A 14056-nucleotide genomic window follows, 5' to 3' on the forward strand; every position below is an offset into this window, starting at 1 on the left:
GATGATAATCAATGGTGAAAAGCTTGATTTAAAAGAGTTGAAATTTGTGGATTATGTAGAAAAAATGGGCTTAAGAGCGAATTTAATCGCCCTAGAGCTAAATGGCAAAATCGTGCCTAAAAGCGAATTTGAAAACTTAATCTTAAAAAAAGGCGATAAAGCCGAAATTGTAAGTTTTGTAGGAGGTGGATGATGAGGATTAAATTTAATGGTGCGTGGGTAGAGTGTGCGTTTAAAACAAGCATTGATTTTTTCAAAAGTGTGAGTCAAAATGAAAGCGATGTGTGGATTGTCAATGGTTTTGCCACTAAAGAGGAGCTTGAGTTAAACGAAAATGATGAGCTTTTTTGTATAGCAAAAAATACTATGCCCCCCAAAGATGCGCTAGATGCGATGATGAGAGCACGCCATACTCCAAAGCTTCACGACAAACTCAAACAAGCAAAAGTCGCCGTGTGTGGGCTTGGAGGGCTTGGCTCACATATAGCGATAATGTTAGCTAGAAGTGGGCTAGGAGGACTTAAGCTTATCGATTTTGATGTGGTAGAGCCGAGTAATCTTAATCGTCAGGCTTATAATGTGAGTGATTTGGGGAAATTTAAAACAGAGGCTTTAAAAGAGCAAATTTCGCACATCAACCCTTACACAGCGGTTGAAATTCATACTCTTAAAATCGATGAAAATAATATAAAAGAGCTTTTTAAAGATACGAAAATCGTTTGCGAGGCATTTGATAGGGCGGAGGCTAAGGCGATGTTAGCACAAAATTTTCATAAATATTTTGAAAATCAAATTTTAATCTGCGCTTCTGGACTTGCGGGCTATGGTGAAAGTAATGCCATACAAACAAGAAAGATTGCTAAGAATTTTTATGTTTGCGGGGATTTAGTCAATGGCGCAAAAGTGGGTAATGGACTTATGGCACCGCGTGTTAATATCTGTGCGGCACATCAGGCGAATTTGGTTTTAGAGCTTTTGGCGGAAAGTTAAGGATTTAGCGTTTTAGTCGATTTAGGTTTAAAAGGAGGTAGAATGCAAGTTAGTTTGAAAAATTATACGCCCTATTTGAATTTAAAAGAGGAATTAAGTCGCAAAACGCCACAGGATAAGACGCAAAAAGCAAATGAAGAAAATTTGCAAGAGCTAAAAAGTGCTAAAGATGATGATAAAAAAGCTCTTTCAAAAGAGGAAAAAGCACAAGCTTCAAGTCAAGGAGATGGTGGCGAAGAGCTTGTTGATTTATATGAAAAATTACAAGAATTATTGAGCGAGATAGCAAAACTTAGCGCAAAAATGCAAAATGCAAAGGACGAGCAGACTAAGGATTTATTTTTAAAGCAGATTATGGTTCTAAACGCACAGGCTATGGAAGTGATTAATCTTATACGAGAGCGTGAGGCAGAAAGTCAAACAAGCATTTAAATTTAGTGTTTAGTTTTTTTATTTTTAGTCGATATAGAAGATGTCTAGACTAAGCTAAAGGAGGCGACTATGATTTCAGATATGAGTAATGCTTCTTTAAGGACGGCGATTAACACTTCTTTGTTGAAAAAAACTATGGATACAAATGAAGCTTTGATGGCTAGACTTATTGATGGTTTGAGTAGCGGTTCTATGCAGACTTCACAGGCGGTGGCTACGGATTCTGCACCGATTAAAACAAGCGCTCTAGACATTTACGCTTAATTTAAGGCACGACTTCGTGCCTTTTTCTTCAATATTTAATCAAATCTTAATCAAATCTTAATCAAATTTTGTTATAATCTTAGAATTAGTTTTAAGGAGTTTGCTTTGCAAAGGATTAAAAAAGTAGTTTTAAGTGAGACTTTTCCTGGAATTTTATTGATTTTCTTTACCTTTTTTGCGCTTTTATGTAAAAATTCAGCTTTGAGCGTGATTTATACGGATTTTTTTCACGCAAATTTTACTGTGGGCTTTGATAATTTTCAAATTTCAAAATCCTTAGATCTTTGGATTAATGACGGCTTAATTGCCATTTTCTTTCTTTGCATAGGACTTGAGCTTAAATATGAGGTTTTAAGAGGACAGCTTAAAAATGTTAGGGCGGTTTCTTTGCCTATTTTTGGTGCGCTTGGAGGTATGGTAGTTCCTGCACTTATCTTTGCTTCTATTAATTTTCACGATGTTTTTGCGATGAAAGGCTGGGCTATCCCAACTGCGACAGATATTGCCTTTGCGGTAGGAATTTTAATGCTTTTAGGAAATAAAATTCCAGCTAGTCTTAAGCTTTTCTTACTTTCTTTGGCGATTTTTGATGATTTGGGTGCGATTATTATCATTGCTTTATTTTACACAGATCAGCTTTCTACTTTAGCGATGTTAATTTGCTTGATGTGTATTTTTGCTTTATTTGTTCTTAATTATTTTCACATTACGCATTTATCGCTTTATGTTTTAGTCGGTGTGATACTTTGGATCGCTATGCTTAAAAGTGGTGTGCATGCGACTTTGGCGGGGGTAATTATAGCCTTATTTATCCCTTTAGATACTAAGGGCAAACGACCATATTTACATAATGTTTTAGAGAGTTTAAATCCTTGGGTGGTTTATTTTATTTTGCCTTTATTTGCCTTTGCAAATGCGGGCATTGATTTAAGAGATATGCACCTTGCAACCTTATTTTCTCCTGTGAGTCTTGGTATTATTTTAGGACTTTTTGTGGGTAAGCAAGTGGGTGTGTTTTTATTTTCTTACTTGGCGATTAAATTAAAACTTGCAAAACTTCCTGAAAATGTCCGCTATTCTCAATTTTATGGCATTTGCATACTTACAGGCATAGGCTTTACGATGAGTTTATTTATCGATTCTTTAGCGTATAAAAATAGTGATATTTTCGAGCATACTGATAAGCTTGCGATTTTAGTGGCTAGTTTTTTAAGTGCCATTGTGGGCTATATTTATTTAAAGCTTGTTAAATGACTTTGTTTGAGCGACTTAAGAATTTTGTTTATAATGAGGCTTTTGGTGGCGTTTTACTCATCATTTGCACGGTTTTTGCCCTACTTGTGCAAAATAGCTTCTTAAGTGATCATTATAGAGAATTGCTTAATTTAAATATGGGCTTTGTCGCGGGGGAATTTAGACTTGAAAAGCCTTTTTTACTTTGGGTTAATGATGGGCTTATTTCCATTTTTTTCTTTGCCATAGGCTTAGAGCTTAAAAAAGAATTAATGCAAGGAGCTTTCAAAGAGGTAAGAAGCATTATTTTACCATTTGCAGCGGCTTTAGGTGGGATTATCGTGCCAGCTAGCATTTTTGCCTTAGTTAATGTCGGCGATGCTTATACGCTTAAGGGCTGGGCTATCCCAACAGCTACGGATACGGCTTTTGCTTTAGCTATTTTGATGATGTGCGGAAAACATATCCCAAGTTCGCTTAAAATTTTCTTGCTTTCTTTGGCTATTTTTGACGATGTAGGAGCGATTTTAATTATTGCTATCTTTTATACTTCTAAACTATCTATTGTCGCTTTTATCGTGGCAAGTTGTGCGATTTTAGCTTTATTGACCTTAAATTTGTTAGGTATTACACGCAAATCTTTTTATTTTATCTGTTCCTTAATCCTTTGGGTGAGCGTTTTAAAAAGCGGAGTGCATGCGACTTTGGCGGGACTTATCACTGCATTTTTTATCCCTGTTTTGACAAAAGATGGTAAGCCTTTTTTAAAAGAGATTGATGAAAGTTTGAAATTTTGGCTTGTTTTTGTCATACTGCCTTTATTTGCCTTTGCAAATGCAGGTGTAAATTTGGCTAATATCGACTTAAAATCCATACTTTCCGGTGCTAGTGTAGGGATTTTCTTAGGACTTTTTGTCGGTAAGCAAGTGGGCGTTTTTGCCTTTTCTTACCTTGCGATTAAAAGTGGTTTGGCGCGTTTGCCAGAGGGAGCGAATTTTAAACAACTTTATGGCATTTGCATACTCACAGGCATAGGCTTTACGATGAGTTTATTTATAGACGGCTTGGCTTATGAGGTGAGTGATATTTTCAATTACGCGGATAATCTTTCCATCTTAGTCGCCTCTTTTTGCTCCGGGATTTTGGGCTTTGTTTATTTGAAATTTTTTACGAGGGCTTGATGAAAAAATATATTTTTGGAATTTTTGTAATTTTTTTATTGAGTGGTTGTAGTTTTTTACCGCAAAGCTTAAATTTTTACAAGCCAAGTTATTCGCAAAACGCCACAGAAGAAAGGCTTAGAAGTGCTAGTAGGAAATGGCAAAAAACGCCTTATGTTTTAGGTGGGACGAGTAGGAGAGGAGCTGACTGCTCGGGCTTTACTCAAACTTTAATGCGTGAATTTGGTATTTTGCTACCTCGCACGACCAAGACTCAAATGGCTTCAGGGATAAAGGTTTCAAAAGCTAAGCTTAAGGTGGGAGATTTAGTTTTTTTCAAAACGGGCAGAGGACCTAATGGCTTACATGTGGGAGTTTATCTTAGTAGAAATGAATTTGTTCATCTTTCAACTAAAGGCGGAAGTAAGATTGTAAGTTTAAATAATACCTACTGGAAGTCGCGTTATATAGGTGCTAGGCGTTATATGAAATGATTAAAGAAAATCAATGAGAGTTGGAGTTTTTGATAGTGGAGTGGGAGGACTTAGCGTTTTAAAGTCCTTGTATGAGGCAAATTTGTTTGAAGAAATTATTTATTATGGTGATACGGCTAGAGTGCCTTATGGGGTTAAGGATAAAGAGACGATAATTAAGTTTTGTCTTGAGGCTTTAGAATTTTTTAAATCCTTTAAAATCGATATGCTTATCATCGCTTGTAATACTGCTAGCGCTTATGCTTTGGAGGCTTTAAGAGCTAGGGCTGATTTTCCCATTTATGGTGTGATAGAAGCTGGAGTGAGGGCGACTTGTAAGAATTTAGAGGATAAGGACAAGGAAATTTTAGTCATAGCCACAAAGGCGACTATTAATTCAAGGCAGTATCAAACTAGTTTAGAAAAAGAAGGCTTTACACGCGTAAAAGCTCTTGCGACAGGACTTTTTGTGCCTATGGTTGAAGAGGGCATTTTTGAGGGAGAATTTTTAAAAAGTGCTTTTTTGCATTATTTTAAAGATGTAAAAAGCCCTGACGCACTCATTCTTGCTTGCACTCATTTTCCTCTACTTAGTAAGGCTTTAAGCGAATTTTTTGGCTCTAAAACAAGACTCATACACTCAGGCGAAGCCATAGTGGAATTTTTAAGAGAAAATTCTCGTTTGAAACTTTTGGATAAAAGGGCAAATTTGCGTTTTTACGCTTCAAGTGATATTAAGACTTTGGAAAAAACTGCAAAAATTTGGCTCAATTTAAGTTAATTTAAGGAATATGCAATGATAGAATTAAGAAAAGCAACAGAAATTCAAAAATTAAGAGAAGCAAATAAAATTGTCGCTAAAACTTTGGATTTTTTAGAAAGAGAGGTTAAGGCTGGGATGAGTTTAAGGCAGATTAGCGAAATGGCTGAAGAATTCATTTTAAGTTCTGGCGCAAAGCCTTCTTTTAAGAACCTTTATGATTTTCCAAGTGCCATTTGCACTTCTTTAAATGAGGTTTGCATCCACGGCATAGCTGATGATAAAGTGCTAAAAGATGGCGATATTTTGGGGATTGATGTGGGGACATTGCTAGATGGTTATTACGGCGATGCGGCTAGAACCTTAGCCATAGGTAAAATTTCTAAAAAAGATGAAGAATTAATCGCTTGTGCGAAAGACGCATTATATTTTGCTATTGATTCTATACGAGAGGGTATGCGTTTTAAGGAACTTTCGGCACTTTTGGGAGAATTTATTGCAAGTCGCGGTTTTGTTCCTTTGCAAGGATACTGCGGACACGGTATAGGCACAAAACCGCACTGTGAGCCTGAAATTCTAAATTATTTAGAAAAGGGTTCAAATGCTAAGAGCGGACCTAAAATTAAAAATGGTATGGTTTTTTGCATTGAGCCTATGATTTGTCAAAAAGACGGCACACCAAAGCATTATAATGGCAGATGGGATGCGGGCAGTGTAGATGGGCTAAATACTGCCCATTATGAGCATTGCGTAGCTATTGTGAGGGGTAGGGCTGAAATTCTTTCACAAATCTAAAAATAATGAGTAAAAACAAAATTTTTAGCCTTTTGTTTTGTTTGGCTGTGTTGGGTGTTTTTTACTTAATGCCTGTTCCTGTGGGTTTGGAGGCGAATTCGTGGGATTACCACGCCGCAAAGTCAAATTAGAGCCGCTCACATTAAAAGTTGGCAAGGTATAGTGATGAGTGATAATGCAAATTCGCAAAAAAATAGCTATGGATAAAGCGACCCAGGAAGCTATTTAAACGCTTTGCTTAATGCTAGTAAAATAGCTTGATGAGCTTTTAAGCATTAAGGATAAAAACATACAAATTGATCTTTTGGCTAAATTTTACGCGAAGCAAACTTCACAAGTGTAAAAAATAAGCTTATTGATGAGAGTAAAATTTTTGCTTTAAATACTTTTGCATTGCAAAATATGTCTCAAAAGGACATTGATGAGAGGGTTTAATAAGGCGATTTCTAGTTTAAAGTCTAAAACAGGTATTAATAAGCGGCTTTTCAAATTCGTTAATTTGGCTCATTGTTGTTTCTATTATCATTGCTAGAGGCGTGATAAAAACGGGACTTGGGGAAAGACTTGCTTATTATTTTATTAGCATTTTTAGGAAAAGGACGCTTGGGATTGCCTATTCTATCGTGGCGAGTGAGACGATTTTAGCGCCCATTACGCCTTTAAACACTGCAAGAGCGGGAGCGATTATCAACCCTATCGTTCAAGCGATTAGCTGCTCGTTTAAATCAAGTCCTGAGGATAATACACAAAGTAAAATAGGCACTTAGCTTTCTTTAGTAAATTATCAAGCAAATCCTATAAGCTCGGCGATGTTTATTGCTGCCACAGCGTCAAATCCTTTAGTGGTCGATTTAGTCGCACAAGCGATAAATATGGAGATTAGCTCAGTGGGCTTTGGGTATGTTTTTACCAGGAATTTGCGCTATGCTTATTATGCCTCTTGTGATTTATTTTTTATCTCCTCCAAAGATTAAGCAAACGCCTAACGCTTCTAAATTTGCTAAAGAAAGACTAGCAGAGCTTGGAGCGATGAAGAGGGCTGAAAAGATTATGCTTGGAGTTTTCTTGCTTTTGCTTGCCCTTTGGGCTGAGGCTTTGGGACTTTTCTTTGGTTTTGGTTAGTGGAGTATTAAGTTTTGATGATGTTTTAAAGGAAAAACCGCTTGGAATACTTTGGCATGGTTTTCTGCCCTTGTGATGATGGCAACTATGCTGGGAAAACTTGGCGTTACGCAATTTTTAGCTGAGGCACTTGGAGGTTTGGCTTCTTCTATGGGACTTGGGGAAATTTCTGTGATGATTTTCGTGTTTTATAGTGCTGGTTTGGCTTTGGGTGCGCCTCCTTTGCTTTATGCCTTTATTATGATAACTTCAAGTAATATTATGATTATTATGCTACTGAAACAGCTCCTGTTATCTTTGGGACAAATTATGTTACTCTTAAGAGATGGTGGGGGGTAGGTTTTGTTATCTTTGTGGTTGATATGCTAGTAATGATAAGCGTTGGCTTGGTGTGGTGGAAGTTTTTAGGCTTTTATTAAAATTTACCCGAAAGGGTAAATTTAACTTATAAAGCCACTTGCTATGACTTTGTCTTCTTCGTAAAAAACTGCCATTTGACCGCTTGCTAGTCCATAAACTGGCTCTTTGAGGGATATTTGGGCGTTTAAATTCTCATCAACCAAAACTTCACAAGGCACACTTTTGGAGCGGTAGCGAATTTTTACTTCGCAATTAAATGCCTTTTTATCAATGAAAAGATTGATATTTTCAAGCTTAAATTCTTTAGTTTTTAACTCTTCTTTTGTGCCGACTACGATTTGATTTTCCTTAGGATTGATTTTTAAAACAAAATGTGGCTCGTGAGCACCCCTTACCTCAAAACCTCTTCTTTTACCTATGGTATAGTGCATATAGCCATTATGCTCTCCTACGACCTTACCACTACTATCTAGCACTTCTCCTTTAATTTTCGTATCCATAAATTGCTCCAAAACATCAACATAGGTGTTTTCGACAAAACAAATTTCACTGCTTTCTTTTTGTGTAGCGAAGGATTTTAAAACTTCTATGGTGGAGGCGAATTGTTTTACATCTTCTTTTTTCATTTCACCTAGAGGAAAAATGAGGTATTGTAAGGCTTCTTTATCGGCATTTGCTAAGAAATAGCTCTGGTCCTTACTTTCATCAACGGCGACTTTGATGCAGCCATTTTCAAGCCTAGCATAATGCCCTGTTGCTAACTTTTCGCAGCCCAAATTTTTAGCAAATTCCAAGAGTTTGCCAAGTTTAATGAAGCGATTGCATAAAGCACAAGGATTTGGCGTTTTGCCCTCTTTGTAAGTGTTGATAAAGGGCATATACACCTTGGCTTTAAAATCTTCTTGCAAGTCTAAAATATGATAGGGTATCTGCAGAAATTTAGCGACCTTTTTAACCTTAGCTATATTTTCTTCGTGATATCCGGGTTTTCCGTGAAGCTTCATATAGCAACCTATGACTTCGTGTCCTGCCTGCTTTAGCTTATATGCTGTAACCGTGCTATCAACTCCTCCACTCATTGCGACTAAAATTTTCATTGTTTTCCTTTAAAATTTGAATTATTTCTTCGATTTCGTCGCTAATTATATACTTGCTTAAATCATTTTTATCAATGACTTTAAGTTTAAGTAGAGAATTTTTGACAAAATCATCTAAGCTTTGCCAAAAATCTTTTCCGTAGAGTATAATGGGTATGTGCTTTTTAAAGTTAAGCTGCTTAAGCGTTAAGACATCTAGCAACTCATCTAAAGTCCCAAAGCCGCCCGGAAAAATCACAAAAGCAAAGCTCTTTTCAATAAGAGCCATTTTGCGAATGGCTAAGCTCTCAAAAGTGATGCTATATTCCACAAAATCGTTAAGCTTTTGCTCGTGAGGAAGCAGGATGTTAAAGCCTACCGAACTTATAAATTTAGCATCTTGTTCGAAAGCACCCTCATTGGCTGCTTTCATAATGCCACCGCCCCCACCGCTGATGACACAAAATCCCTCTTCAACACATCTTTTAGCTAGAGCTTTTGCTTTGATGCAATAAGGATTATGATCCTTTAAGCGTGCTGAGCCAAAAAAGGTAACAGGGCTTTTAAAATTCGGTATTGTAGCAAATTTTTCTAAATCTTTTCTTATTTCTATGCTCATTTTATACCTTTTAAGTTAAATTTAAAAATGTTAATTTTAGCGAAAAAATATAAAATTTTTTCAAGAGTTTGTTGTAATTTTGTGTTACGAATTTACGCAAAAAATTTTGTAATGCCTTTTACAAAAAAGAAAGTATTGTTTTGTTGTGTGTAAATTCTATATAATCTTTATTAAAACTATTAAAGGAGCTTTGATGTATCAACAATTAATTGACCCATTAGGAAGTATTTGGCTTAGTGCTTTGTTGGCATTTTTGCCTATTTTTTGTTTTTTGATTTGTTTGCTTGTTTTTAAGCTTAAGGGTTATCAGGCGGGTTTTATTACCGTGATTGTAGCGAGTGTAGTGGCATTTTATGCTTATGGTATGCCTTTTTCTCTTATCGGGGCTTCTTTTGTGCAAGGTTTTGCACAAGGAATGTGGCCTATTGCTTGGATTATTATAGCGGCGATTTTCCTTTATAAGCTTTCTGTAAAGTCAGGCTCTTTTGAAGTGATTAAAGAAAGCGTGATAAGCATTACGCCAGATCATAGAATTCAGGTAATTTTGATAGGTTTTTGTTTTGGTTCATTTTTGGAGGGTGCGATAGGCTTTGGGGGACCTGTGGCGATTACAGCGGCTCTTTTGGTAGGATTAGGACTTAAGCCTCTGCACGCTGCTGGACTTTGTTTGATAGCAAATACCGCTCCTGTTGCTTTTGGTGCGGTTGGGATTCCTATTATCGCTATGTCAAATTTGGTCGGTGTTGAGCAGTATGAAATTTCTGCTATGGTTGGGCGTATGCTTGTGCCTTTAAGTCTTAGTGTACCTTTTTTCATCGTGTTTTTAATGGACGGCGTTAAGGGCGTGAAAGAGACTTTTCCAGCGGTTTTAGTAGCGACTGTAAGTTTTACAATTACGCAGTTTATTAGCTCAAATTACTTAGGAGCGGAGCTTCCTGACATTGTTTCGGCTGTTGTCTCTCTTGCTTGCACCACGATATTTTTGAAATTTTGGTCTCCTAAAAATATTTTTAGACTTGATGATTTGACGGATTTTTCTCATCATACTCAATTAGAATTTGGTAAGGTTTTTAAGGCTTGGTTGCCTTTTATTTTGCTCATTATTTGTATTATTATTTGGACTCAGCCTTGGTTTAAGGCGTTTTTTGATAAGGGTGCGGTGTTTGATTATACTAAGGTCGCCTTGTCTTTTAATAATATCGAAGGCTCTATCGTAGATAGTGCTGGTAAGGCGTTAAGTTTAAATATGGATATTAATCTAATCGCCCTTCAAGCTGGAACGGCTATTTTGGTCGCGGCACTTTTGACAATCTTCTTTTTACGCATTAAATCAAATATTGTTGAAGAAGCCTTAGGCGACACCTTAAAAGAAATGGCTATGCCTTGTATTACCATAGGCTTAGTTGTGGCTTTTGCTTTTATCGCTAAAAATTCAGGTATGAGCACGACTTTAGGAACAGCTTTTGCGACCACAGGCGATGCCTTTTCGTTTTTTAGCCCTGTTATAGGCTGGATAGGGGTTTTCCTTACAGGATCTGATACGAGTGCAAATTTACTTTTTGGACCACTTCAACAAGCCGCTGCTACAAGTTTGGCTGTGCCTGAGGCTCTATTTTTAGCGGCAAATTCCGTTGGTGGCGTGGTTGGTAAGATGATAAGCCCACAAAGTATAGCCATAGCTTGTGCGGCTGTGGGACTTGTAGGTAAGGAGTCTGATTTATTTAAATTTACGCTTAAATATTCTGTCGGCTTTATTATTTTGATAGGAATTTGGACTTGCATTATTGCCTTTTTAATGCCGGGAATTATCCCTGAAGTCGTGGCTAAGTAAGGCTTGATGATGAAAAAGGTATATTTTTATGCGACTTGTCTTGGCACTGCTGCTATGCAAGAGACGATTTTAAATGCCATAAAACTTCTACGCCGTGAGGGCGTGGAGGTGATTTTTAAAAAAAATCAAACCTGTTGTTCGCAGCCAAGTTTTAATTCAGGCTATTTTAAGGAAAGCAAACGCATAGCACTTTATAATGTGGATTTATTTGAAAAAGATTATCCCATTGTCGTGCCAAGTGGCTCTTGTGCGGGTATGATGAGCCACGATTATTTAGAGCTTTTTAAAGAGGATAGTGAATTTGAAAGGGTGAAGGAATTTTCATCAAGAGTAACCGAGCTTTCTCAATATTTAGATGAAGTTTTAAAGGTGGAATATGAAGATAAGGGGGATCCTGTAAGAGTTACTTGGCACTCAAACTGCCACGCCTTACGCATACAAAAAAGCATAGAAGCAAGTAAAAATCTCATCAAAAAGCTTAAAAATGTCGAGCTTGTGAATTTGGAGTATGAGGAAGAGTGTTGCGGTTTTGGTGGAACTTTTGCTGTGAAAGAGCCTGAAATTTCAAATGCTATGGCAAGAGCTAAGATTAAAGATATACAAAATACGGGCGTAAAATATCTTATAAGCGGTGATGGAGGCTGTCTTTTAAATATAGATGGCACTATGCGTAAAATGGGACTTGATGTAAGAGGACTTCATTTGTATGATTTTTTATTAAAGAGACTTGAGGGGGTAAGATTATGAAGACACACGAAGAAATAGTAAATATCAAGTTAAATGACACGCAAATGCGTGAAAATTTAAGCAATGCTATGCATACTCTGCAAAAAAATCGTCTTAAAGTAATCGATGATAAATTTAAAGATTGGCAGGGTTTAAGAGCGAAAGCAAAACAAGCGAAAAATAATGCGTTGATGAGCCTTGAGGAAAGACTTTTAGAATTTGAAAAAAATGCTACAAAAAATGGCATTAAGGTGCATTGGGCAAGTAGCGATGAGGACGCTTGTGAGATAATTTATGAAATTATGAAGGAAAATAATATTAGCAAAATCTTAAAGGGCAAATCAATGGCTAGTGAGGAAATAGGGCTTAATCACTACCTTGAAAAAAAGGGCTTAAAGGCTATTGAGACGGATTTGGGTGAAGTGATTATCCAGCTTGATGGCGAAGTGCCTGTGCATATAGTCGTGCCAGCGATTCATAAAAATCGTTATGAGATAGGCAAAACCTTTCAAGAAAAGCTTGGTGCGGAGCTTGAAAGTGAGCCTGAAAAACTTAATGCCATCGCTAGGAAGTATTTAAGAGATGAATTTGAGGGCTTAAAGCTAGGACTTAGTGGAGTCAATTTTGCTATGTCGCGTGAGGGGGCGTTTTGGCTGATAGAAAATGAGGGTAATGGTAGAATGTGTACCACAGCTCCAGACATTCACATCGCACTTTGTGGGATTGAAAAAGTAATGGAAAGCTTTGAAGATGCGGCGACTATGGTGCATTTATTGACCCCTTCAGCTACAGGGCAGTTTATCCCAACCTATAATAACATCATCACAGCTCCGCGTAAAAATGGTGACTTAGATGGACCTAAAGAAGTGCATATTGTGTTATTTGACCATCATAGAAGCGATATGCTAGCACATAAGGATTATTACGAAGCTTTGCGTTGTATCCGCTGTGGTGCTTGTATGAATTTTTGCCCGGTGTATGATAAGATAGGGGGACACAGCTATCAAACCACTTATCCGGGTCCTATAGGAGAGGTAATAAGTCCAAATTTATTTGGTATGGATAAAACGGGTGATATTCTTAGCTTTTGTTCTCTTTGTGGGCGTTGCTCAGAAGTGTGTCCTGTGAAAATTCCACTGGCAGATTTGATAAGAAAATTGCGTTGTGATAAGGTAGGACAGGGAGAAAACCCTCCACTTGGTGCAAGTAATGCTCCATATAGCAAAATGGAATCTTTTGCTTTTTCTACTTTTGCAAATTTGGCAACAAATGGCAACAAATGGCGTTTTTCACTTTCTAAAGGACATTATTTTAATTGGGCGGTGCAAAATTTCAAGGGGGTTTTGCCTGTGATTAAAAAATGGAGTGCCTTTAAAGAATTACCACAAATTAAGAAAGATTTGTATCAAGAAGTGCAAAATATCGAAGGGGTGATTTATGAGTAGGATTGAAGAAATTTCAGCAAAAAGCAAAGAGGCTATTTTATCAAAGCTTAGAGGTGCCTATGTAGATAAGGAATTTGTAAGAAGTCCTAGTATAGACCCTGTGGAGCATATCATTTCAAATGGAGCGATGCTTGATGAGATGAAGCAAAAAATGAGTGATAATAAATATATCGTTGAAGAAAGTACTAGGGAAAAACTTGAAGATAAGATTAATGAAATCACTCAAAATTATGGTTATGAGAGTTTGCTTTATGGGGAAAGTTTGGGGCTTGATTTAACTAAGATTAAAGCAAATAAGAAAATTTGCTTTAATCAAGAGATAGAAAATTTACGCAGCGAGGTTTTTCATAGTGATTTTTCTATCATTCACGCGAGTTATGGTGTGAGTTCTCACGGAGTGGCTTTGGTGCTTTCAAGTAAAGAGCAGCCTAGGATGCTCTCTTTAGCCCCTAAACTTTGCATTGTTTTGCTTAAAAAGGAGAGGATTGTACCAAGTCTTAGCGAGGCGTTAAATCTTGTAAAGCAGGAAAATGAAGTCCTGCCTAGTAATATTTTATTTATCGCAGGACCCTCACGCACGGCAGATATCGAGCTAATCACTGTTTTTGGAGTGCATGGACCTCAAAAAGCACACATTATTTTATATTAAATTTAGCAGTTTTTCTGCTAAATTTAATACAATATTTATCTTTTATTAAAAATTTATTTCATTTTTACTAATGTTTTTATATTTTTTTAATTTCAATAAAGTTAAAATTTCTTTAGAGATT

At 36.8% G+C, this 14056-nt stretch carries 16 protein-coding genes and 3 pseudogenes; 17 read left to right on the forward strand and 2 right to left on the reverse strand.

Translation table 11 applies throughout. The features are described 5' to 3' along the window. Position 1: 1 nt before the first annotated feature. The 13 genes and pseudogenes from thiS (at position 2) to NYG92_RS09170 (ending at position 7648) form a co-directional block, all read left to right on the forward strand. Positions 2-193 carry a sulfur carrier protein ThiS gene (gene thiS, locus NYG92_RS06040; protein ID WP_214140728.1) on the forward strand — a complete coding sequence of 64 codons (192 nt, stop codon included), beginning with the start codon at positions 2-4 and terminating at the stop codon, positions 191-193. Next, positions 190-990 carry a thiamine biosynthesis protein ThiF gene (thiF, locus tag NYG92_RS06045; RefSeq protein WP_289233827.1) on the forward strand — a complete coding sequence of 267 codons (801 nt, stop codon included), beginning with the start codon at positions 190-192 and terminating at the stop codon, positions 988-990. Before thiS ends, thiF begins: the two co-directional genes overlap by 4 nt. A gap of 42 nt (positions 991-1032) precedes the next feature. Further along, positions 1033-1422, forward strand: a complete 390-nt coding sequence (locus tag NYG92_RS06050) for a hypothetical protein (RefSeq protein WP_270977321.1) — start codon at positions 1033-1035, stop codon at positions 1420-1422. A gap of 69 nt (positions 1423-1491) precedes the next feature. Continuing rightward, on the forward strand, positions 1492-1686 hold the full coding sequence (locus NYG92_RS06055) for a putative motility protein (RefSeq protein ID WP_004277083.1): 195 nt from the start codon (positions 1492-1494) through the stop codon (positions 1684-1686). A 105-nt stretch (positions 1687-1791) separates the two neighbouring features. Then, positions 1792-2940: a Na+/H+ antiporter NhaA gene (gene nhaA / locus NYG92_RS06060; RefSeq protein ID WP_289233828.1), complete on the forward strand. Its 1149-nt coding sequence runs from the start codon at positions 1792-1794 to the stop codon at positions 2938-2940. Continuing rightward, entirely contained in the window at positions 2937-4100 is a 1164-nt protein-coding gene (gene nhaA / locus NYG92_RS06065) for a Na+/H+ antiporter NhaA (protein WP_289233829.1), read from the forward strand. Before nhaA (NYG92_RS06060) ends, nhaA (NYG92_RS06065) begins: the two co-directional genes overlap by 4 nt. Further along, positions 4100-4573 carry an NlpC/P60 family protein gene (locus NYG92_RS06070; protein WP_289233830.1) on the forward strand — a complete coding sequence of 158 codons (474 nt, stop codon included), beginning with the start codon at positions 4100-4102 and terminating at the stop codon, positions 4571-4573. The genes nhaA (NYG92_RS06065) and NYG92_RS06070 overlap by 1 nt, the downstream gene beginning before the upstream one ends. Positions 4574-4586: 13 nt before the next feature. Beyond that, complete coding sequence (murI, locus tag NYG92_RS06075) at positions 4587-5333, forward strand: glutamate racemase (RefSeq protein WP_270966072.1); 747 nt, start codon at positions 4587-4589, stop codon at positions 5331-5333. A gap of 15 nt (positions 5334-5348) precedes the next feature. Next, the gene (map, locus tag NYG92_RS06080; RefSeq protein WP_270966073.1) at positions 5349-6107 is read left to right on the forward strand and encodes a type I methionyl aminopeptidase; all 759 of its coding nucleotides are present in this window, start codon (positions 5349-5351) and stop codon (positions 6105-6107) included. 5 nt (positions 6108-6112) lie between these two features. Next, on the forward strand, positions 6113-6238 hold the full coding sequence (locus tag NYG92_RS06085; RefSeq protein ID WP_270977312.1) for a hypothetical protein: 126 nt from the start codon (positions 6113-6115) through the stop codon (positions 6236-6238). 342 nt (positions 6239-6580) lie between these two features. Next, a pseudogene (locus NYG92_RS06090) lies at positions 6581-6871 on the forward strand (anion permease); the annotation flags it as partial. Positions 6872-7040: 169 nt separating this feature from the next. Next, positions 7041-7373, forward strand: a pseudogene (locus NYG92_RS09165) (anion permease); the annotation flags it as partial. 30 nt (positions 7374-7403) lie between these two features. Continuing rightward, positions 7404-7648 (forward strand): annotated as a pseudogene (locus tag NYG92_RS09170) (anion permease). 21 nt (positions 7649-7669) lie between these two features. Here the strand turns inward: NYG92_RS09170 and mnmA are convergent. Continuing rightward, complete coding sequence (gene mnmA / locus NYG92_RS06105) at positions 7670-8686, reverse strand: tRNA 2-thiouridine(34) synthase MnmA (RefSeq protein WP_289233831.1); 1017 nt, start codon at positions 8684-8686, stop codon at positions 7670-7672. Next, positions 8652-9284, reverse strand: a complete 633-nt coding sequence (locus NYG92_RS06110; protein ID WP_270977310.1) for an LOG family protein — start codon at positions 9282-9284, stop codon at positions 8652-8654. The genes mnmA and NYG92_RS06110 overlap by 35 nt, the downstream gene beginning before the upstream one ends. A gap of 178 nt (positions 9285-9462) precedes the next feature. Between NYG92_RS06110 and NYG92_RS06115 the strand changes: the two genes are divergently transcribed. The 4 genes from NYG92_RS06115 to NYG92_RS06130 are packed head-to-tail and all read left to right on the forward strand — an operon-like array spanning position 9463 to position 13935. Beyond that, a complete protein-coding gene (locus NYG92_RS06115; RefSeq protein ID WP_289233847.1) occupies positions 9463-11115 on the forward strand; it encodes a lactate permease LctP family transporter in 1653 nt (550 codons plus the stop codon). A 6-nt stretch (positions 11116-11121) separates the two neighbouring features. Continuing rightward, the gene (locus NYG92_RS06120; RefSeq protein ID WP_115630104.1) at positions 11122-11862 is read left to right on the forward strand and encodes a (Fe-S)-binding protein; all 741 of its coding nucleotides are present in this window, start codon (positions 11122-11124) and stop codon (positions 11860-11862) included. Further along, positions 11859-13286: a LutB/LldF family L-lactate oxidation iron-sulfur protein gene (locus tag NYG92_RS06125; protein WP_289233832.1), complete on the forward strand. Its 1428-nt coding sequence runs from the start codon at positions 11859-11861 to the stop codon at positions 13284-13286. The genes NYG92_RS06120 and NYG92_RS06125 overlap by 4 nt, the downstream gene beginning before the upstream one ends. Further along, positions 13279-13935 (forward strand): LutC/YkgG family protein, encoded by a 657-nt coding sequence (locus NYG92_RS06130; RefSeq protein ID WP_139018051.1) that lies wholly within the window; start codon positions 13279-13281, stop codon positions 13933-13935. Before NYG92_RS06125 ends, NYG92_RS06130 begins: the two co-directional genes overlap by 8 nt. Positions 13936-14056 lie beyond the last annotated feature (121 nt).

The organism is Campylobacter felis, from assembly GCF_030250085.1.
Taxonomy (GTDB): domain Bacteria; phylum Campylobacterota; class Campylobacteria; order Campylobacterales; family Campylobacteraceae; genus Campylobacter_D; species Campylobacter_D upsaliensis.

What these genes read in the sequence shown, in the direction of transcription:
- NYG92_RS06110 (WP_270977310.1), bottom strand. Translation starts at nt 9,284, where the DNA reads ATGAGCATAGAAATAAGAAAAGATTTAGAAAAATTTGCTACAATACCG.
- NYG92_RS06125 (WP_289233832.1), top strand. Translation starts at nt 11,859, where the DNA reads ATGAAGACACACGAAGAAATAGTAAATATCAAGTTAAATGACACGCAA.
- NYG92_RS06130 (WP_139018051.1), top strand. Translation starts at nt 13,279, where the DNA reads ATGAGTAGGATTGAAGAAATTTCAGCAAAAAGCAAAGAGGCTATTTTA.
- mnmA (WP_289233831.1), bottom strand. Translation starts at nt 8,686, where the DNA reads ATGAAAATTTTAGTCGCAATGAGTGGAGGAGTTGATAGCACGGTTACA.
- thiF (WP_289233827.1), top strand. Translation starts at nt 190, where the DNA reads ATGATGAGGATTAAATTTAATGGTGCGTGGGTAGAGTGTGCGTTTAAA.
- nhaA (WP_289233829.1), top strand. Translation starts at nt 2,937, where the DNA reads ATGACTTTGTTTGAGCGACTTAAGAATTTTGTTTATAATGAGGCTTTT.
- NYG92_RS06070 (WP_289233830.1), top strand. Translation starts at nt 4,100, where the DNA reads ATGAAAAAATATATTTTTGGAATTTTTGTAATTTTTTTATTGAGTGGT.
- thiS (WP_214140728.1), top strand. Translation starts at nt 2, where the DNA reads ATGATAATCAATGGTGAAAAGCTTGATTTAAAAGAGTTGAAATTTGTG.
- NYG92_RS06120 (WP_115630104.1), top strand. Translation starts at nt 11,122, where the DNA reads ATGATGAAAAAGGTATATTTTTATGCGACTTGTCTTGGCACTGCTGCT.
- map (WP_270966073.1), top strand. Translation starts at nt 5,349, where the DNA reads ATGATAGAATTAAGAAAAGCAACAGAAATTCAAAAATTAAGAGAAGCA.
- NYG92_RS06050 (WP_270977321.1), top strand. Translation starts at nt 1,033, where the DNA reads ATGCAAGTTAGTTTGAAAAATTATACGCCCTATTTGAATTTAAAAGAG.
- NYG92_RS06055 (WP_004277083.1), top strand. Translation starts at nt 1,492, where the DNA reads ATGATTTCAGATATGAGTAATGCTTCTTTAAGGACGGCGATTAACACT.
- NYG92_RS06085 (WP_270977312.1), top strand. Translation starts at nt 6,113, where the DNA reads ATGAGTAAAAACAAAATTTTTAGCCTTTTGTTTTGTTTGGCTGTGTTG.
- murI (WP_270966072.1), top strand. Translation starts at nt 4,587, where the DNA reads ATGAGAGTTGGAGTTTTTGATAGTGGAGTGGGAGGACTTAGCGTTTTA.